The following is a 16167-nucleotide window of genomic DNA, read 5'->3' as shown; positions in this document are numbered from 1 at the left end:
TGTCTGACCGCCCCTGTTCCCCGGGGGCGGAAGGGCTTGTCTACGATCGGCCGCCATGGACTGGCTGGAGCGGATCGCGAACCTGAGGCAGTGGACCAGGAGCGGAACCCGCGCTCCGCACAAGCCGCTGCTGCTCCTGTACGCCCTCGGCCGGTTCCAGCGGGATGCGGAGGGCGGCCTGCGATACAGCGCGGTGGAGCAGGATCTGCAGCGGCTCCTGACCGAGTACGGCCCGCCGAACAAGACGACTCCCGCCTACCCCTTCCACCACTTGGTCAGCGACGGCGTATGGGAAGTGCGTACCGATCGCGGGCCAGGCAGCCCCGGAAGCGGGGTACGGGACCTCCGGGAGACCGGCGCCGTGGGGCAGTTGACGCCGGACCTGAGAGCGGCGCTGCGACGGGAACCGGAACTGCTGGGGAGGGTCGCGCGCTTACTGCTCGACCTGCACTTCCCGCCCTCTCTCCACAGCGAACTGTGCGAGGCCGTCGGCCTGGAACTGGAACCGGCCGAGAACCAGCAGCCGGCCGCGACGCGCAGGCAGCGGGACCCACGGATGCGGGAGCTGGTCCTGACCGCCTACGAGTACCGGTGTGCCTTCTGCGGTTACGACGGCAGGATCGGCGCGGTACCGGTCGGGCTGGAGGCCGCACATGTGCGCTGGTGGGCGTTCGGCGGCCCCGACGAGATCGAGAACGGGTTGTGCCTGTGCTCGCTGCACCACAAGCTCTTCGACAAGGGCGTCCTGGGCGTGGGAGACGATCAGCGCATCCTGGTCTCACAGCGCTTCGTCGGCCACAGCCCCGCCGCCCGCGAGTACGTCGTAGCCCTCGCCGGCCGCCCACTCACCGGCCCGCAGCCCGGCGTGCGCTCTGTCGCCGCGGCTCACCGCGCGTGGCACACCCGCCAGGTCTTCCACGGCGAACCACGCCCTGCCACGGCCGGGTGAATCGACCAGGCCTGGAAGGGACCACGGCTGACCGCCGTGATCCTTCGGGGCCCCCGCGTCAGCCGGGGCGGGCCGCGACGCGGACGCTGTGCCGAGGGTCCTGGGCGAGGATCTCCAGGATCTCTGCGGCCAGTTCGGATGCTTCGGGGTCAGCCTGGGCCGCCGCTTCCGCCAGTGTCCGCCGGACCCGGTACTCGCTGTCCTCGGCCAGCCGCACGGCCGTGTCCCGGTATCGGGCCGGGTGCCGTAGGCACAGCACCGCGCTGGCCTGGCGGACACCGACATGGCCGTGCGTCCCCATGAGGTTGGCGTCGACGTCGGCAGCAACTTCCCTCGGAAGCCGAGTCATCGTGACCGCGGCGGCATGGAGGTCGGCCCGATCCCCGCTGGACAGCAGGCCGACCGCTTGGTCGCGGACCCACGGCTACGCTCGCACCCTGCTCCTCACCGGGCGCCCCTTCGACCGAGACGATCTCCGTTCCTGCCTGGCCCGGAAGCCCGGCCAAAGGACGTCGGAAGATGCCGACCTGTCGTACGGCGGGATGAGGCGGCCCCCGGAGGGGCAGTACGTGTACTGGGCCGGGCAACTCCCGTGCTCCGCTGCCGACTTGGGGGGAATGTCATGCGCGATCTCGCGGACTCGATCGAATCGGTGGAGCAGCTCGCCACGGTGTGGCGGGTCATGGCGCTCGACCGTGATCCCCACGCGGACGTCCGCGACCTGCCGGGGATCGCCGTCCGCTGGGCCGACTGCCGGTTCGCCTTCTGGAACTGCGTCACGCTGACCGAACCCGGCACCACCGCCGGGCTGCTGAAGCAGCGGCTGGACGAGGTCGTGGAGGTCATGCGGGCGAAGAAGCACCCCGGTTTCCTGTGGGTCTTCGAGGATCTGCTGGATGACGAGGCACGCGCGGGACTCGGAGACGCCGCCGAGCGAGCCGGGCTCGTGCACGCCTTCGCCGGGACGGGCATGGCGGGGGATCTGCTGCCCCTTCCCGAACCCACTCATCCCGAGCTGACGTTCGTACGCGTGGCCACGGACGACCAGCTGCGCGCCTTCGCCGACATCAACTCGCGTGCCTACGGCTTCCCGTTGGAGGACGGCCGTGACGGTCTCGGCCGCTCCTCGCTGTGGAAGAGCCAGGTGTACGCCTACCTGGGCGTGCGCGCCGACGGTACTCCCGTCACCTGCGCCGCCACCGTCGAGGCCGACGGCCGCCTTTTCGTGCTGCTCGTCGCGACCGATCCGGCGTGGGAGCGCCGGGGCTACGGCGAAGCGGTGACGCGGAAGGCCCTGCACGAGGGCGGCCGGGCCACCGGGCTGACCCGGGCGACCTTGCACGCCACCGCCGCCGGAGCGCCCGTGTATCCGCGCATCGGCTTCGAGGCGAACTCCCCGATGCGGTTCTTCGCCCTCAGGGATTGATCAGCCGGTTCTTCCCAGGTGCGCACGTCACTCGCGCACCTGCTCGCCGGCCCGCTCCCCCTCGCCCCAGGACCTGGCCACCGGCGCGGTCGTGGCCCGCGGGATCACATACGTCGGCAGTACGACATGCCGCTCGTGGTCGGCACCGGAGTCGTCGATGAGCTTCAGCGCCAGCTCCCCGGCCTCCCGCCCCATGTCCGACGGTGACTGGGCGACCGTGGACAGGTCGAACCAGTCGGCCAGCGGCTGGTCGTCGAAGCCGAGGACGGAGATCCGCTCGGGTACGGCGATCTGCGTCTTGCGCAGGTTCCAGATGAGGGCGACGGCGACCTCGTCCTGCTCGGCGAAGACGGCGGTGGGCGGCTCGCGCAGGCTCAGCAGCATGCCGAGCACCTCGGCGGCGGCGCGCTTGTCGCCGACCCGCGTGGACACGACCAGGTCGTCGTCGAGCGGGACCCCCGCCTCGGTGAGCGCCTGCTGGTAGCCCAGCAGCCGTTCGTTGGAGCTGAAGGAGAAGCCGCTCGCGCCCGCGGTCTGGACGAAGGCGATCCGGCGGTGGCCGAGGTTGAGCAGGTGCCGGGTGCCGTGCAGGGCGCCGGCCACGTCGTCGACGTAGATGCTCGGGCGTCCCTCCACGTGCTGGCTGACGTAGATCACCGGCATGCCGAGGTCGTCCAGCCGCGCGGTCTCCTCGTCGGTGAGGTCGAAGGAGAACACCAGGAGCGCGTCGGCGTTGCGGCGTGCCGGGAGGTGCTCGAAGAACGCGGTGCGCTCGGCCAGGTCGGGGATCTCGTAGACGTTCAGCTGCATGCCGGCCGCCCGCAGCAGCGGGGCCAGGCTGGACAGCGCGGATCCCATGAACCAGGAGTTGAGCGTCGGGACCAGCACCGCCACCGTCCCGGTCCGGCCCGTGACGAGGCTTGCCGCCTGCCGGGACACGGCGAAGTTCAGCTCGCGCGCGGCCTTCTCGACGCGGGCCCGCACCTCCGGCGAGACCGTGGACAGGCCGCGCAGCGTGCGCGAGACGGTGGATGTGGAGACCCCGGCCCGTTCGGCGACGTCGGCCATCGTGGGGTGCCGTTGAGCTGGAGGCATGAGCGGACGGTAGCACAGGGATTCGCTCTCCTGGCCGGGATCGAGACAGCGCTTTCATGGGCATGCGTGCCGAGCAGTCAGCGGATTACTCCCACGTAACGCATTGACTTCGAGATTGCTCGCCCCTAGCTTGCAAGCGTTGTCCGGATGCCCCCCGGAACCTTCTCAGCAAGGTCGCCATTGGGGCTTTCACCTGCATATTTATCAATCAGACTCCGTGACAACGCAGTCTCACAAGCCGTGACCCGGTTCCGCACGACCAGGAGAGACAGTGACGACCAGAACCACCACCAGAGCGGCCGCGCTCGCTGCCACCGGGCTGCTCCTCACCGCCTGCGGCAGCGGCTCCGGGCAGGCCGGACCACCGTCGTTCGAGGGCCGCGGCCCCATCACGTACGTGGCGGGCAAGGACACCACCGGCTCGGTCCAGCCGATGCTCGACCGCTGGAACAAGCTGCACCCGAAGGAGAAGGTCACCTTCATCCAGCTGCCGACGGACGCGGACGCGCAGCGCCAGCAGATGATCCAGAACGCGGAGACGAAGTCCGACGCCTATACGGTGCTCTCCCTCGACGTCGTGTGGACGTCGGAGTTCGCCGCCCACCAGTGGATCGACAAGCTGCCCGAGCAGCGGTTCCCGCTCGACAAGATGCTGAAGCCGGTCGTGGAGACGGCCAAGTACCGCGACGGCCTGTACGCGGTCCCGGCCAGCTCCGACGGCGGAATGCTGTACTACCGCACCGACCTGCTGAAGAAGGCCGGGATCACCCAACCGCCCGCCACGTGGGCCGAGTTGAAGGACGACTGCGCCAAGGTGAAGAAGCTGCCCGAGGCCAAAGGCATGTCCTGCTACGCCGGGCAGTTCCAGAAGTACGAGGGCCTGACGGTCAACTTCTCCGAGGCCGTGAACTCCGCGGGCGGCGTCGTCACCGACGCGAACGGCAAGCCGGACGTCGACACGGCGGCGGCGAAGAAGGGCCTGGACTTCCTGGCCGGCTCCGTCAAGGACGGGACGATCCCCAAGGAGGGCATCACCTACCTGGAGGAGGACGGCCGCCAGGCGTTCCAGTCCGGCAAGCTGATCTTCCATCGCAACTGGCCGTACGTGTACTCCCTGGCCGGCAAGAGCGACCTCAAGGGCAAGTACGCCGTCGCCCCGCTGCCCGGCCTGGACGGCCCCGGCTCCTCCAGCCTCGGCGGCCACAACCTGGCCCTGTCGTCCTTCGCGAAGAACAAGGCCACGGCCCTGGACTTCATGAAGTTCTTCAGCAGCGAGGAGAGCACGGCCACCCTCCTCAAGGACGCCTCCCTCGCCCCGCCGTACGCCTCCCTCTACGACGACAAGGCGCTGGTCGAGCAGTTCCCGTACCTGCCGGTGCTCAAGGAGTCCATCCTGCGCGCCGTGCCCCGACCGCGCGTCGTGCAGTACGGCGACGTGACCTCGGCGGTCCAGCAGGAGGCGTACGCCGCCCTGACCGGGAGCAAGAGCAGCGCCCAGGCGCTGAAGGACCTGCAGGAAGCCCTGCAGAAGTCCACCGGGCAGTGAGGGGCGGGCTCATGGCCGACACCAGGATCCCGCCCACGGCGCCGGCGGTGAACCGGAAGCCCGACGAGCCGGCGAGCCGCCGTACGCGGAAGAAGCAGTCCCGCGCGACCGCCGGCTCGGCACGCATGGCCGCCCTGCTGGTCTCCCCGACGCTGCTGGTGCTGACGATCGTCGTGCTCTACCCGACGCTCATGGCACTGAACGAGTCGCTGTACGGGGCGAAGGGCCTGGACCCGGCCACCGGGTTCATCAGCGCCACCGAGCCGTTCGTCGGGCTGCGCAACTATGCCGACATCTTCGGCGAGGCCGGGGAGCGGTTCTGGAACGCCTTCTGGAACACCACCTTCTTCACCGTCGTCACGGTCGCCCTCGAGACGCTGATCGGGGTGGCGATGGCCCTGATCATGCACAAGGCGTTCCGGGGCCGCGGCCTGGTCCGGGCGGGCATCCTCATCCCCTGGGCGGTGCCCACGGCCATCTCCGGGCTGCTGTGGCGGTGGATCTTCAACAGCGACGGCATCGCCAACGCGCTGATCGGCCGTCAGGTCCTGTGGACCACCGAGGGCTTCCAGGCCAAGGTCGCGGTCATCGTCGCCGAGGTGTGGAAGACGGCGCCCTTCATCGGACTGCTGGTCCTGGCCGGGCTGCAGGTCATCGGCAAGGAGGTGTACGAGGCCGCCCGCATCGACGGGGCGAGCCCGCCGCGCCAGTTCTGGCACATCACGCTGCCTCTGGTGAAGCCCGCACTGCTGGTGGCGATGCTGTTCCGCTGCATGGACGCGCTGCGGATGTTCGACCTGCCGTACATCCTCATCGGCGCCCAGAAGCACTCGGTGGAGACCCTGTCGATGCTCGCGCAGAACGAGGCGTCCAACGTCCGCTTCGGACCGGCCTCCGCGTACTCGGTGCTTCTCTTCCTCTACGTCTTCCTCGTCGCCCTGGCCTTCGTACGGCTGCTCGGGGCCGACCTGATCGGTGACGCCGGCGCGGGCGGCCGTAAGCGGAAAGGCAGCCGCATCCCGGCTGCCCTGCGCCGCCGTACGGAGGTGACGGCATGACGACGACCTTCACGGCGAAGTGGCGCAGCGGCCTGCTGTACGCGGGTGTCATCGCGGTCGTGGCCTACTGCATGGCCCCCTTCTACTGGATGCTGGTCTCCAGCCTGCGCCGCTCCTCGGACATCTTCGACACGTCGCTCTTCCCGTCCGTGGTGTCGCTGGAGAACTACCGTGCGGTGTTCGACCCCGCGCAGGGGTTCGGCCGCGCGCTGCTCAACAGCCTGGTCGTGGCGGGCATCACCACCGTCCTGGCCCTGCTGCTGGCGACCTTCACGGCGTATGCGATGGCCCGGCTGGAGTTCCGTTTCAAGCGGCTGATCCTGACCCTGATCATCGCCACCTCGATGTTCCCGGTGGTGTCGATCGTGGTGCCGCTGCTGAAGCTGTTCACGGACATCGGCTGGATCAACACCTACCAGGCGATGATCGTGCCGAGCATGTCCTTCGCGCTGCCGCTGGCGGTGTGGAACCTGACCACGTTCTTCCGGCAGATGCCCGACGAACTGGAGCACGCCGCCATGGTCGACGGCTGCACCCGCGGCCAGGCATTCCGCAAGGTCATCATCCCGCTGGCGGCGCCGGGCATCTTCACCACCGCGATCATCACGTTCATCGCGGCCTGGAACGAGTTCCTCATCGCCCTGTCGATGACCAACAAGCCCGGCATGCAGACCGCACCGGTCGCCATCTCGAAGTTCACCGGCGCGACGACGTACGAGACCCCGTTCGGCAGCCAGATGGCCGCGGGCGTCCTCGTCACGGTCCCGCTGGTGGTCATGGTGCTGGTCTTCCAGCGCCGCATCGTCGCCGGGCTCACGGCCGGCGCGGCGAAGTAACCTCCCGTCTTCCACAAGGAGCCACGTGTCCCCCACCGCACCCTGGTGGCGCAGTGCCGTCATCTACCAGGTCTACATCCGCAGCTTCGCCGACGGCGACGGCGACGGTGTCGGCGACATCGCCGGCATCCGCTCCCGGCTGCCGTATCTGAAGTCCCTCGGCGTGGACGCCATCTGGATCAACCCGTGGTACAAGTCGCCGATGGCCGACCACGGTTACGACGTGGCCGACTTCCGCGAGATCGACCCGCTGTTCGGCACGGTGGCCGAGGCGGAGCGGCTCATCGCCGAGGCGCACGAGCACGGCATCCGCGTCATCCCCGACATCGTGCCCAACCACACCTCCGACCAGCACGCCTGGTTCCGGGCGGCGCTGGCCGCCCGGCCGGGCAGTCCGGAGCGCGGCCGCTACGTCTTCCGGCCCGGGCGCGGCCCCGACGGCTCCGAGCCGCCCAACGACTGGGTGTCCAGCTTCGGGGGCCCCGCCTGGACCCGGCTGCCCGACGGCGACTGGTACCTGCACCTGTTCGCTCCCGAGCAGCCCGACCTCAACTGGCAGCACCCCGAGGTGCGGGCGGAGTTCGAGTCGATCCTGCGGTTCTGGTTCAGCCGGGGCGTCGACGGCTTCCGCATCGACGTCGCCCACGGCCTGATCAAGCACCCGGAGCTCCCCGACCTGCCGCCCCGCCAGGATCCGGTCGACGGGCAGGCCCGGCAGCACGTAGACCACCCGCACTGGGACCGCGACGAGGTCCACGAGATATACCGTGCCTGGCGCAAGGTCGCCGACGAGTTCCCCGGCGACCGGTGCTTCGTCGCCGAGGCGTGGGCGGACACCCCCGAACGGCTCGCCGCCTACGTCCGCCGGGACGGCCTGCACACCGCGTTCAACTTCGACTTCCTGATGTCCATGTGGGAGCCGAAGGAGCTGCGCACGGTCATCGACGACTCGCTCGCCATGCTCGGTTCGGTGGGGGCGCCGGCGACCTGGGTCCTGTCCAACCACGACGTCGTACGCCACCCCAGTCGCTACGGCCGCCCGAGCCCCGTCCGCCGCTGGGTCGCCAACGAGACCTACCGCGCCGAAGGCCCTCTGGACCTGGACCTGGGCACCCGCCGCGCCCGGGCCGCCGCCCTCCTCATGCTCGCCCTGCCCGGCGGCGCCTACGTCTACCAGGGCGAGGAACTCGGCCTCCCCGAAGTCGAGGACCTGCCCGAATCCGCCCTCCAGGACCCGATCTGGGAGCGCTCGGGCCACACCGACCGCGGCCGTGACGGCTGCCGCGTGCCCATCCCCTGGTCGGGCCGGGTGGCCCCCTACGGCTTCAGCCCCGCCGGCACCACGGCCGAACCCTGGCTGCCCCAGCCCGCCGACTGGGCCGGACTCGGCGTCGAGGCCCAGACCGGCGACCCGGCCTCCATGCTGGAGCTCTACCGCACGGCGCTGCGCATCCGCCGCGAGCACCCCGCCCTGGGCGACGGCACGATGACCTGGCTGGACGCCCCGGAGGGGGTGCTGGCCTTCAGCCGCGAGCCGGGCTTCGTGTGCGCGGTCAACCTCTCCGCCGAGCCGTACGAACTGCCCGCACACTCCGGGCTCCTCCTGGCCGGCGGCCCGCTGAAGAACGGTCGGCTGGAACCGGATCAGGCGGTGTGGCTGGCGCTGTAAAGCAGTTGACGGCTCCCTGCCGCCCTCGGGCACGATCACGGTTCCGCTCCCCGTCCACGAAGGAGTTCCGTCCGTGCCCTCAGCCCCTTTCCCGGACCTGACCGTCCCCGGCACGTTGGTGATCGGCACGCGGTACGCCGACGGACTGGACCAGCAACAGGCGCTCGTGGACGCCGAGTTCGACTCGCTGAGGGCCTCACCCGCCGGGCCGGCCGCCGTCAGCTGGTTCCTCAGTACGGACGGGCAGACGGTGCTGACGCTCGCCCAGTGGACCGACGACACTGCGGTCCCGCCGGCCGGTCCGCCCCGCTACCGGCTCTACCGCAGCCTCGTCGAGAAGCACGAGACGCGCGTCCCGGGGTGTCTGATCACCGCCGCCTTCGATGTCGACGGCCCTGAGCGGCAGCGCGCCTTCACCGACGCGGTGATCGAGGCCCAGCCGCGCGAAGGCGGCCACCCCGGGGCGATCTCCGCGCACTTCCTGCACAGTGCCGACGGCAGCCGGGTGCTGCTCTACACCGAGTGGACGAGCGTCGAGGCCCACCAGGAGGCCGCCGAGGCCGGGGATCACGACAAGGGGCACGAGCTGTTCTCTGGGACGCCGGGGGTGCGTCTCACGCATGGTGGGCGGTTTCACCTGTGTCGCACCCTGCGGCGGGATCCTGCCAGGTGACCGACGCGCCGGGAGGCGGAGCCCGTCTCCGGCGTCACGCGGAGCCGGCCGGTGTCAGTCGAGCCCCCCGCCCACCGTGAACCCGATCACCGTCCCGCCCCCCTCCCGGCGGAACGCGAACGGCGCTCCCCCGTGGGCGAGTGCCACCTCCCGGACGATGGACAGGCCCAGGCCGGAACCCGGCAGGGAGCGGGCGTCGGCGGCGCGGTAGAAGCGGTCGAAGACGCGGTCGAGGTCCTTGTCGGCGATGCCGGGGCCGCGGTCGAGGACCTCCACGCGGATCGTGCCCGGCCGGGCGGGCCCGGCCACGACGACCTCGATGGGGGCCGTGCCGCGCTGGTCGAACTTGACCGCGTTCTCGACGAGGTTGGACAGCGCCCGGGTCAGCATCCCGGGCCGCCCGTCGGTGGTGGTGTCGCCGCTCGCGCGGAGCAGGATCCGCCGGCCGCTGCGGCGCCGGGCGAGGCCCGCCACCTCCTCCGCGATGTCGGCGACGTTCACCCGCTGCGGCGGCTCGGTGTCGGACTGCCCGGCCGCGAGGTCGACGAGCTCGTTGACCAGGTCGGTCAGCTCGCGGGCCTCCTGTCCCAGATCGGCGACCAGTTCCTCACGGGTCCCGGGCGGGAGTTCGTCGATCCGGCGGAGCAGGGAGATGTTCGTGCGCAGGGAGGTCAGGGGCGTACGGAGCTCATGGCCCGCGTCCTGGACCAGGCGGCGCTGGTCCTCCTCGGACTGGGCGAGCCGCCCCAGCATGCGGTCGAAGGCCCGGCCCAGCCGGCCCACCTCGTCGTGACCGGCGACGGGCACCTGGATGCCGAGCCGGCGGGTGCGGGCGACGTCCTCGGCGGCGTCGGTCAGGACGACCAGGCGGCGGGTGATCCGCCGCGCCAGCCACCAGCCGAACAGGCCGGCCGCGATCACCACGGCGGCCATCAGCAGGAGCGTCCGCCGCTGGAGCGCCCGCAGCAGGTCCTCGACGTCGCTGAACTCCTGCGCGACCTGCACCGCGCCCCGGCCGCCGCCGAGGGAGACGGTCGCGACACGGTAGACGTCGTCGCCCACGTCGACGTCCTTGTGCTCGGCCACCCGCCCGGACGTCGCGGCCCCGGCGATCCGTACGTCGGCGCCGGTGACCGGCAGTCCGGGGCTGCCCGGGTCGACGACATGGCCGTCCGGGCCGAGGACCTGCACGTCGGTACGGGCGGGCCGGACCAGGTCGTGGCCCGGAGCGGCGGACGAGAAGTCGCCGGGCGTCATGTGGTTCTGCCGCACCTCGTCGCGCAGGTCCTGCACGACCTCGTCGAACACGGTCTGCTGGTCCACCCGCACGAGCCGGGCGGCGGCGCTGTACGACAGGATGCCGACCAGGATCGTCACGGCCGCCGTCACCGCCGCGAACGACACGGCGAACGTGGTGCGCAGCGAGACCAGCTTCGGCCGCCGCCCGCCCAGCATCCGGCCGAGGCGGCCCACTCAGTCCTCCCGCAGCACGTAACCCACGCCACGCACCGTGTGGATCAGCTGCGGCGCGTCCGGCTCGTCGAGCTTGCGGCGCAGATAGCCGACGTAGACGGCGAGGTTCTTCGAGCCGGGGCCGAAGTCGTAGCCCCAGATGCGGTCGTAGATCGTCGAGTGGTCGAGGACGATGCCCGTGTTGCGCACCAGCAGTTCCAGCAGTTCGAACTCGGTGCGGGTCAGCTCCAGCTCGCGGGCGCCCCGCCAGGCCCGGCGTGCCTGCGGGTCCATGCGGATGCCGGCCGCCTCGATGAACCGCTCGGGGACCGGCCGGGGCGCCTCGGCCAGGGGGGCGCCGCCGACGCCCACCGGGCTGGTGCGGCGCAGCAGGGCGCGCAGCCGGGCGAAGACCTCCTCCACGTCGAAGGGCTTCACCACGTAGTCGTCGGCGCCCGCGTCCAGGCCGGCGATCCGGTCGGCGGTCTCCACGAGGGCGGTCAGCATCAGGATCGGCGTGCGGTCGCCCTCGGCGCGCAGCACGCGGCACACCTGGAGCCCGTCGATGCCGGGCATCATCACGTCCAGGACGAGGACGTCCGGTCGGTTGCGGTGGGCCTGCGCCAGCGCCTCGACACCGTCGGCGACCGCCATGACCTGGTAACCCTCCAGGGTCAGGGCGCGCTCCAGGGCGTGGCGGATGGCGCGGTCGTCTTCGGCGAGCAGCACTGTTTGGGACACGCGTCCAGTGTGCCCCGCCGCCGGGGCCACGGGACCGGATGAGCTGCGCCGGAGCGTCCTTCTTACTGCTCTCTCACCAGGGGTCACGCAACCACGACCCGGGTGCCTACAGTCCTCTCACCCTCAGGTCGGGGCGAGCCTTCAGGGCCCGGCGAGCCGGGCGGCGTGCGTCGGCGCGTCCGGCACGTCCGCCGGGCGGTCCACGGCGAACTCCTTGCGCAGCACCGGTACGACCTCCTCGCCCAGCAGGTCGATCTGCTCCAGCACGGTCTTCAGCGGCAGCCCCGCGTGGTCGACCAGGAACAGCTGGCGCTGGTAGTCACCGGCATAGTCGCGGAAGGCCAGCGTCTTCTCGATGACCTGCTGCGGGGAGCCGACGGTCAGCGGCGTCTGCGCCATGAAGTCCTCCAGCGACGGCCCGTGCCCGTACACCGGAGCGACGTCGAAGTACGGCCGGAATTCGCGCACGGCGTCCTGCGAGTTGCGCCGCATGAACACATGCCCGCCGAGCCCGACGATCGCCTGCTCGGGCGTGCCGTGCCCGTGGTGCGCGTACCGCGTCCGGTACAGCTCGACCATGCGCTTGGTGTGCTCGGCCGGCCAGAAGATGTTGTTGTGGAAGAAGCCGTCGCCGTAGTACGCGGCCTGCTCGGCGATCTCGGGCGAGCGGATCGACCCGTGCCAGACGAACGGCGGTACGCCGTCCAGCGGGCGGGGCGTGGCGGTGAAGCCCTGCAACGGCGTACGGAACTTCCCCTCCCAGTCGACGGCCTCCTCGCGCCACAGCCGGTGGAGGAGGGCGTAGTTCTCGATCGCGAGCGGGATGCCCTGCCGGATGTCCTGCCCGAACCAGGGGTAGACGGGGGCGGTGTTGCCGCGGCCCAGCATGAGGTCCACCCGGCCGTCGGCCAGGTGCTGGAGCATCGCGAAGTCCTCGGCGATCTTCACCGGGTCGTTGGTGGTGATGAGGGTGGTGGCGGTGGAGAGGATCAGCCGCTCGGTGCGGGCCGCGATGTGGCCGAGCATCGTGGTCGGGGACGACGGCACGAACGGCGGGTTGTGGTGCTCGCCGGTGGCGAAGACGTCGAGGCCGGCCTCCTCGGCCTTCAGCGCGATGGCGACCATGGCCTTGATGCGCTCGCGTTCTGTCGGCGTCCGGCCCGTGGTCGGGTCGGGCGTGACGTCGCCGACGCTGAAGATCCCGAACTGCATGGTCGCTCACCCTCCAGGTTGTTTACCCTTCAACCGTACCTGGGGGGACAGCAGGCAGGTCGTCACGTCCGGTACGGGTCCCTGCCGGTCTGCCCGAGCAGCCGCTCGAAGGCCGACGCACCCTCCGCCACCGGCACCGGCTCCGCGAACACACCGGTCGACCGGGCCGTCGGGGCCAGCTCGGCGACCGTGCCGGCGAGCTGCTCCAGGACCGGTTCCAGCTCGTCGTCCGCCCGGTACTCCTGGCCCGTGGCCCGGGCCAGGTCCCACGCGTGCACGGTCAGGTCGAGCAACGCCATCCCCCCGACCAGCCGCGCGGGCATCCGCCACGCCCCTGCCGTGCCCTCCTCGGCACCGGGCGCCGACCAGGCCGCCACCAGCCTGTCCGTCTCCTCGGCGAACCGCTCCCTCCAGTCCGGCCCCGCACCGACCCGGTCGGGCGTCGTGGAGAAGTCCGACTCGCCCTTGGCGGCCAGTTTCTGGAACTCCACGACCACCTGGAAGAGGTGGTTGACCAGGGCCTTCACGTCGTAGTCGGCACACGGCGTGGGGGCGGAGAGCGCCTCGTCGGGAACCGCCCGGACCACGGGCACGGCCCGCTCACGCGCCACCGCCAGAAGATCGCCCAGGGCGTGGCTCTTCGCTTCACTGCGCTTGGTGTCCATACAGCGACCGTAGGGACATCCGGGGCCGCCCCTCTTGAAGAAACGCGACGTACGATCCGGCCATGGAGGCACCCCGCCACGACACCCGCGGGATCGTCGACCCGTCCGGGCTGCTGAACCACGTCCGATTCCGCCGCCACGAGCCCGCCGAGCCGCTGCGCCGGTACGTCGAGTGGTACTGGCTCATCGACTGGGACCTGCCCGCGCCCTACGCCTCCCACATCGTCCCGCACCCCGCCGTCAACCTCACCTTCCAGTGGGACGGGGCCGACGAGAAGGACGCGCCCTACGGCGAGGTCACCGGCGTCGCGCTCGGGCTGTACACCAGGAAGCTGTCGGGTCGGGGCCGGGTCTGCGGGGCGAAGTTCCGGCCCGGCGGCTTCCGGCCGTACGCCCCCGAGGTGCCGGTTTCCCGGTGGACGGGCCGCACGCTGCCCGTCCAGGAGGTGTTCCCGCAGGCCACCGGCGACACCGCCCGCTCGGTCGTCACCCCCGCGGACGACCGCGCCCGGGTGGCCGCCCTCGATGCCTTCCTGCTCTCCCTGCCCTGCGCCCCGGATCCGCAGGCAGACCTCGCGATCGACCTCGTCCGACGCATCCAGGCGGACCGCACCGTACGCCGCGTCGGCGACTTCGCCCACGAGCGAGGACTGTCGGTACGGGCGCTGCAACGGCTCTTCTCGACCCATGTCGGCGTCAGCCCCAAGTGGGTCATCCTCCGCTACCGCATCCACGAGGCCCTGGAGCAGGCCGGCAGCCGCAGCAGCGTCGACTGGGCCGCCCTCGCCGCCGACCTCGGCTACGCCGACCAGGCCCATCTGGTACGCGACTTCACGACGACGGTGGGAGTATCCCCGACGGCGTACGCCGCCGGAGCCCGAGCCGGGCGTTAGGGCCTGTCGTTTGGATCACGCCGCAGACGCGGGGTCTGGCACGCGCATCTGCCGCGTTGTCGTCGGTTGCCGACGCTCCGCGTCGACGCCCTCCTCCGCCTTGCAGCTGCACGCACCAGACCCCGCTCACCGGCGCTGAACAGCACGGTCGCTTTCCTGCGACCTGATCCAAACGACAGGCCCTAGGTCGTGTCCGCAAAGTCCCGCCGAGGCGGAGGCCGGGGCGCGTGCGAAGCTGACCGTCATGCTCGTGCTCCGCTCCGCCGCCCTCTTCGTCGTCGCCGCCCTCTTCGAGATCGGCGGCGCGTGGCTGGTCTGGCAGGGCGTGCGCGAGAACAGGGGCTGGCTGTGGGCGGCCGGCGGCGTCCTCGCGCTCGGCGCGTACGGTTTCGTCGCCACGTTCCAGCCCGACGCCCACTTCGGCCGCGTCCTCGCCGCGTACGGCGGGATCTTCGTCGCCGGTTCGATCCTGTGGGGCGTGGTCGCGGACGGCTACCGACCCGACCGCTGGGACATCACGGGCGCACTGATCTGCCTCGCGGGCATGGCGGTGATCATGTACGCCCCGCGGGGAAACTGACCGGCCTCCGGGCCGGGGGACTCAGAACGGCTCGTCGGGCAGCAGCCCCAGCTGCCCCAGGAAGTCCATCTCGTCGAAGTACAGGCGGTAGTCGACGATCCGGCCGTCCTTCACGGTGGCGATGTCCACCCCGCGGATCCTGATCTCCTTCTGCGTCGGCGGCAGCGTCTCACCGTTGGGCAGCTCCAGCGGCCCGGTGTTGCGCCCGCTGAAGATCCCCTCGTCGATGGCCGTGTCACCGACCTCGTAGGAATGCAGCGACTGGAACGTCGCCTCGGGGAGCGCCTCCGTCATCGTCCGCCAGTACTCGACGATGCTGTCGCGCCCGCGCAACTCGCCCTCGTCGGGCGTGAAGGCGACCGCGTCCTCGGCGTACAGCTCGCTGATGACCTTCAGATCGGCATGCGTGGTGACCGCGTCGGTGAGCCGGTCCATGACCTCACGTGCCTCGCCCATGATCCACCTCCGGTGGTGTCAGGGGATCACCCGCCCTCATTCTCCCACCGCGGGGCCCGCCTATCCTGGCCGGAGCCCTGAGGCCGACGCCGGCCCGACACCGCACACCACGTCCGAGGAGCTCCCATGGCCACCGCCGCCCCGTCCGCAGCCTCCCGCATCGCCGTCGTCACCGGTGCGAGCAGCGGAATCGGCGCCGCCACGGCCCGGCAGCTCGCCGCCGCGGGCTACCGCGTCGTCCTCACCGCCCGCCGCAAGGACCGCATCGAGGCGCTGGCGGAAGAGATCACCAAGGCCGGCCACCAGGCCACGGCCTACGCCCTCGACGTCACCGACCGCGCGGCGGTCGACGAGTTCGCCACGGCCTTCAAGACGATCGGCGTGCTGGTCAACAACGCGGGCGGCGCGCTCGGCGCCGACCCGGTCGCCACCGGCGACCCGGCCGACTGGCGCCAGATGTACGAGACGAACGTCATCGGCACGCTCAACCTCACCCAGGCCCTGCTGCCCAAGCTGATCGAGAGCGGCGACGGCACGGTCGTGGTCGTCTCCTCCACCGCGGGCCACGGCACTTACGAGGGCGGCGCGGGCTACGTCGCCGCCAAGCACGGCGCGCACGTCCTCGCCGAGACCCTGCGCCTGGAGATCGTCGGCCAACCGGTCCGTGTCATCGAGATCGCCCCCGGCATGGTCAAGACGGACGAGTTCGCCCTGACCCGCTTCGGCGGCGACGAGGAGAAGGCCGCCAGGGTCTACGAGGGCGTCGCCGAGCCCCTCACGGCCGACGACGTCGCCGACACCATCACCTGGGCGGTCACCCGCCCCGCCCACGTCAACGTCGACCTCCTGATCCTCCGCCCCCGCGCCCAGGCGTCGAACACGAAGGTGCACCGGGAGGCGTAGAGCCGGCCGGTCG

Annotated in this window: 17 protein-coding genes; 10 read left to right on the top strand and 7 right to left on the bottom strand. The window is 71.1% G+C overall.

Translation table 11 applies throughout. From position 1 onward, the window contains the following. Nucleotides 1-55: 55 nt before the first annotated feature. The gene (locus tag ACH4G3_RS22675) at nt 56-949 is read left to right on the top strand and encodes a phosphorothioated DNA-binding restriction endonuclease (protein WP_397626234.1); all 894 of its coding nucleotides are present in this window, start codon (nt 56-58) and stop codon (nt 947-949) included. A gap of 58 nt (nt 950-1007) precedes the next feature. Here ACH4G3_RS22675 and ACH4G3_RS22670 read toward each other — a convergent pair whose 3' ends face one another. Beyond that, complete coding sequence (locus tag ACH4G3_RS22670; RefSeq protein ID WP_397626233.1) at nt 1008-1298, bottom strand: hypothetical protein; 291 nt, start codon at nt 1296-1298, stop codon at nt 1008-1010. 273 nt (nt 1299-1571) lie between these two features. Between ACH4G3_RS22670 and ACH4G3_RS22665 the strand changes: the two genes are divergently transcribed. Then, nucleotides 1572-2375, top strand: coding sequence for a GNAT family N-acetyltransferase (locus tag ACH4G3_RS22665; protein ID WP_397626232.1), 804 nt, complete (start codon nt 1572-1574; stop codon nt 2373-2375). 27 nt (nt 2376-2402) lie between these two features. Here the strand turns inward: ACH4G3_RS22665 and ACH4G3_RS22660 are convergent, their stop codons facing one another. After that, a complete protein-coding gene (locus ACH4G3_RS22660; protein ID WP_397626709.1) occupies nt 2403-3443 on the bottom strand; it encodes a LacI family DNA-binding transcriptional regulator in 1041 nt (346 codons plus the stop codon). A 298-nt stretch (nt 3444-3741) separates the two neighbouring features. Here ACH4G3_RS22660 and ACH4G3_RS22655 point away from each other — a divergent pair, with 298 nt between their 5' ends. From ACH4G3_RS22655 to ACH4G3_RS22635, 5 genes are all read left to right on the top strand, one after another. Beyond that, the gene (locus tag ACH4G3_RS22655; RefSeq protein ID WP_397626231.1) at nt 3742-5016 is read left to right on the top strand and encodes an ABC transporter substrate-binding protein; all 1275 of its coding nucleotides are present in this window, start codon (nt 3742-3744) and stop codon (nt 5014-5016) included. Between the two features lie 11 nt (nt 5017-5027). Further along, nucleotides 5028-6074, top strand: a complete 1047-nt coding sequence (locus tag ACH4G3_RS22650) for a carbohydrate ABC transporter permease (RefSeq protein WP_397626230.1) — start codon at nt 5028-5030, stop codon at nt 6072-6074. After that, nucleotides 6071-6910 (top strand): carbohydrate ABC transporter permease, encoded by an 840-nt coding sequence (locus ACH4G3_RS22645; RefSeq protein WP_397626229.1) that lies wholly within the window; start codon nt 6071-6073, stop codon nt 6908-6910. Before ACH4G3_RS22650 ends, ACH4G3_RS22645 begins: the two co-directional genes overlap by 4 nt. Nucleotides 6911-6935: 25 nt before the next feature. Then, nucleotides 6936-8579: a glycoside hydrolase family 13 protein gene (locus ACH4G3_RS22640; RefSeq protein WP_397626228.1), complete on the top strand. Its 1644-nt coding sequence runs from the start codon at nt 6936-6938 to the stop codon at nt 8577-8579. Between the two features lie 73 nt (nt 8580-8652). After that, complete coding sequence (locus tag ACH4G3_RS22635) at nt 8653-9252, top strand: antibiotic biosynthesis monooxygenase family protein (RefSeq protein ID WP_397626227.1); 600 nt, start codon at nt 8653-8655, stop codon at nt 9250-9252. Nucleotides 9253-9306: 54 nt separating this feature from the next. Here ACH4G3_RS22635 and ACH4G3_RS22630 read toward each other — a convergent pair whose 3' ends face one another. The 4 genes from ACH4G3_RS22630 to ACH4G3_RS22615 all read right to left on the bottom strand — a co-directional run bounded on the left by ACH4G3_RS22630 (nt 9307) and on the right by ACH4G3_RS22615 (nt 13322). Then, nucleotides 9307-10725: a sensor histidine kinase gene (locus tag ACH4G3_RS22630; protein WP_397626226.1), complete on the bottom strand. Its 1419-nt coding sequence runs from the start codon at nt 10723-10725 to the stop codon at nt 9307-9309. Next, a complete protein-coding gene (locus ACH4G3_RS22625; protein ID WP_397626708.1) occupies nt 10726-11433 on the bottom strand; it encodes a response regulator transcription factor in 708 nt (235 codons plus the stop codon). Between the two features lie 153 nt (nt 11434-11586). Then, nucleotides 11587-12657 carry an LLM class flavin-dependent oxidoreductase gene (locus tag ACH4G3_RS22620; RefSeq protein WP_397626225.1) on the bottom strand — a complete coding sequence of 357 codons (1071 nt, stop codon included), beginning with the start codon at nt 12655-12657 and terminating at the stop codon, nt 11587-11589. Nucleotides 12658-12719: 62 nt separating this feature from the next. Then, a complete protein-coding gene (locus ACH4G3_RS22615) occupies nt 12720-13322 on the bottom strand; it encodes a TIGR03086 family metal-binding protein (protein ID WP_397626224.1) in 603 nt (200 codons plus the stop codon). 62 nt (nt 13323-13384) lie between these two features. Here ACH4G3_RS22615 and ACH4G3_RS22610 point away from each other — a divergent pair, with 62 nt between their 5' ends. Both ACH4G3_RS22610 and ACH4G3_RS22605 read left to right on the top strand, forming a co-directional pair. Then, nucleotides 13385-14215 (top strand): DUF6597 domain-containing transcriptional factor, encoded by an 831-nt coding sequence (locus ACH4G3_RS22610; RefSeq protein ID WP_397626223.1) that lies wholly within the window; start codon nt 13385-13387, stop codon nt 14213-14215. Between the two features lie 244 nt (nt 14216-14459). Continuing rightward, nucleotides 14460-14795 carry a YnfA family protein gene (locus tag ACH4G3_RS22605; protein ID WP_020272806.1) on the top strand — a complete coding sequence of 112 codons (336 nt, stop codon included), beginning with the start codon at nt 14460-14462 and terminating at the stop codon, nt 14793-14795. A 21-nt stretch (nt 14796-14816) separates the two neighbouring features. On the opposite strand, the gene ACH4G3_RS22600 is transcribed toward ACH4G3_RS22605, so the two are convergent. Then, nucleotides 14817-15251: an ester cyclase gene (locus tag ACH4G3_RS22600; RefSeq protein WP_020272805.1), complete on the bottom strand. Its 435-nt coding sequence runs from the start codon at nt 15249-15251 to the stop codon at nt 14817-14819. A 126-nt stretch (nt 15252-15377) separates the two neighbouring features. Here ACH4G3_RS22600 and ACH4G3_RS22595 point away from each other — a divergent pair, with 126 nt between their 5' ends. Continuing rightward, a complete protein-coding gene (locus ACH4G3_RS22595; RefSeq protein ID WP_397626222.1) occupies nt 15378-16154 on the top strand; it encodes an SDR family NAD(P)-dependent oxidoreductase in 777 nt (258 codons plus the stop codon). Nucleotides 16155-16167 lie beyond the last annotated feature (13 nt).

The sequence above is a fragment of the Streptomyces afghaniensis genome, from assembly GCF_044327915.1.
In the GTDB taxonomy this organism is placed as follows: domain Bacteria; phylum Actinomycetota; class Actinomycetes; order Streptomycetales; family Streptomycetaceae; genus Streptomyces; species Streptomyces afghaniensis.
This window is presented reverse-complemented; position numbering and strand designations above follow the sequence as displayed.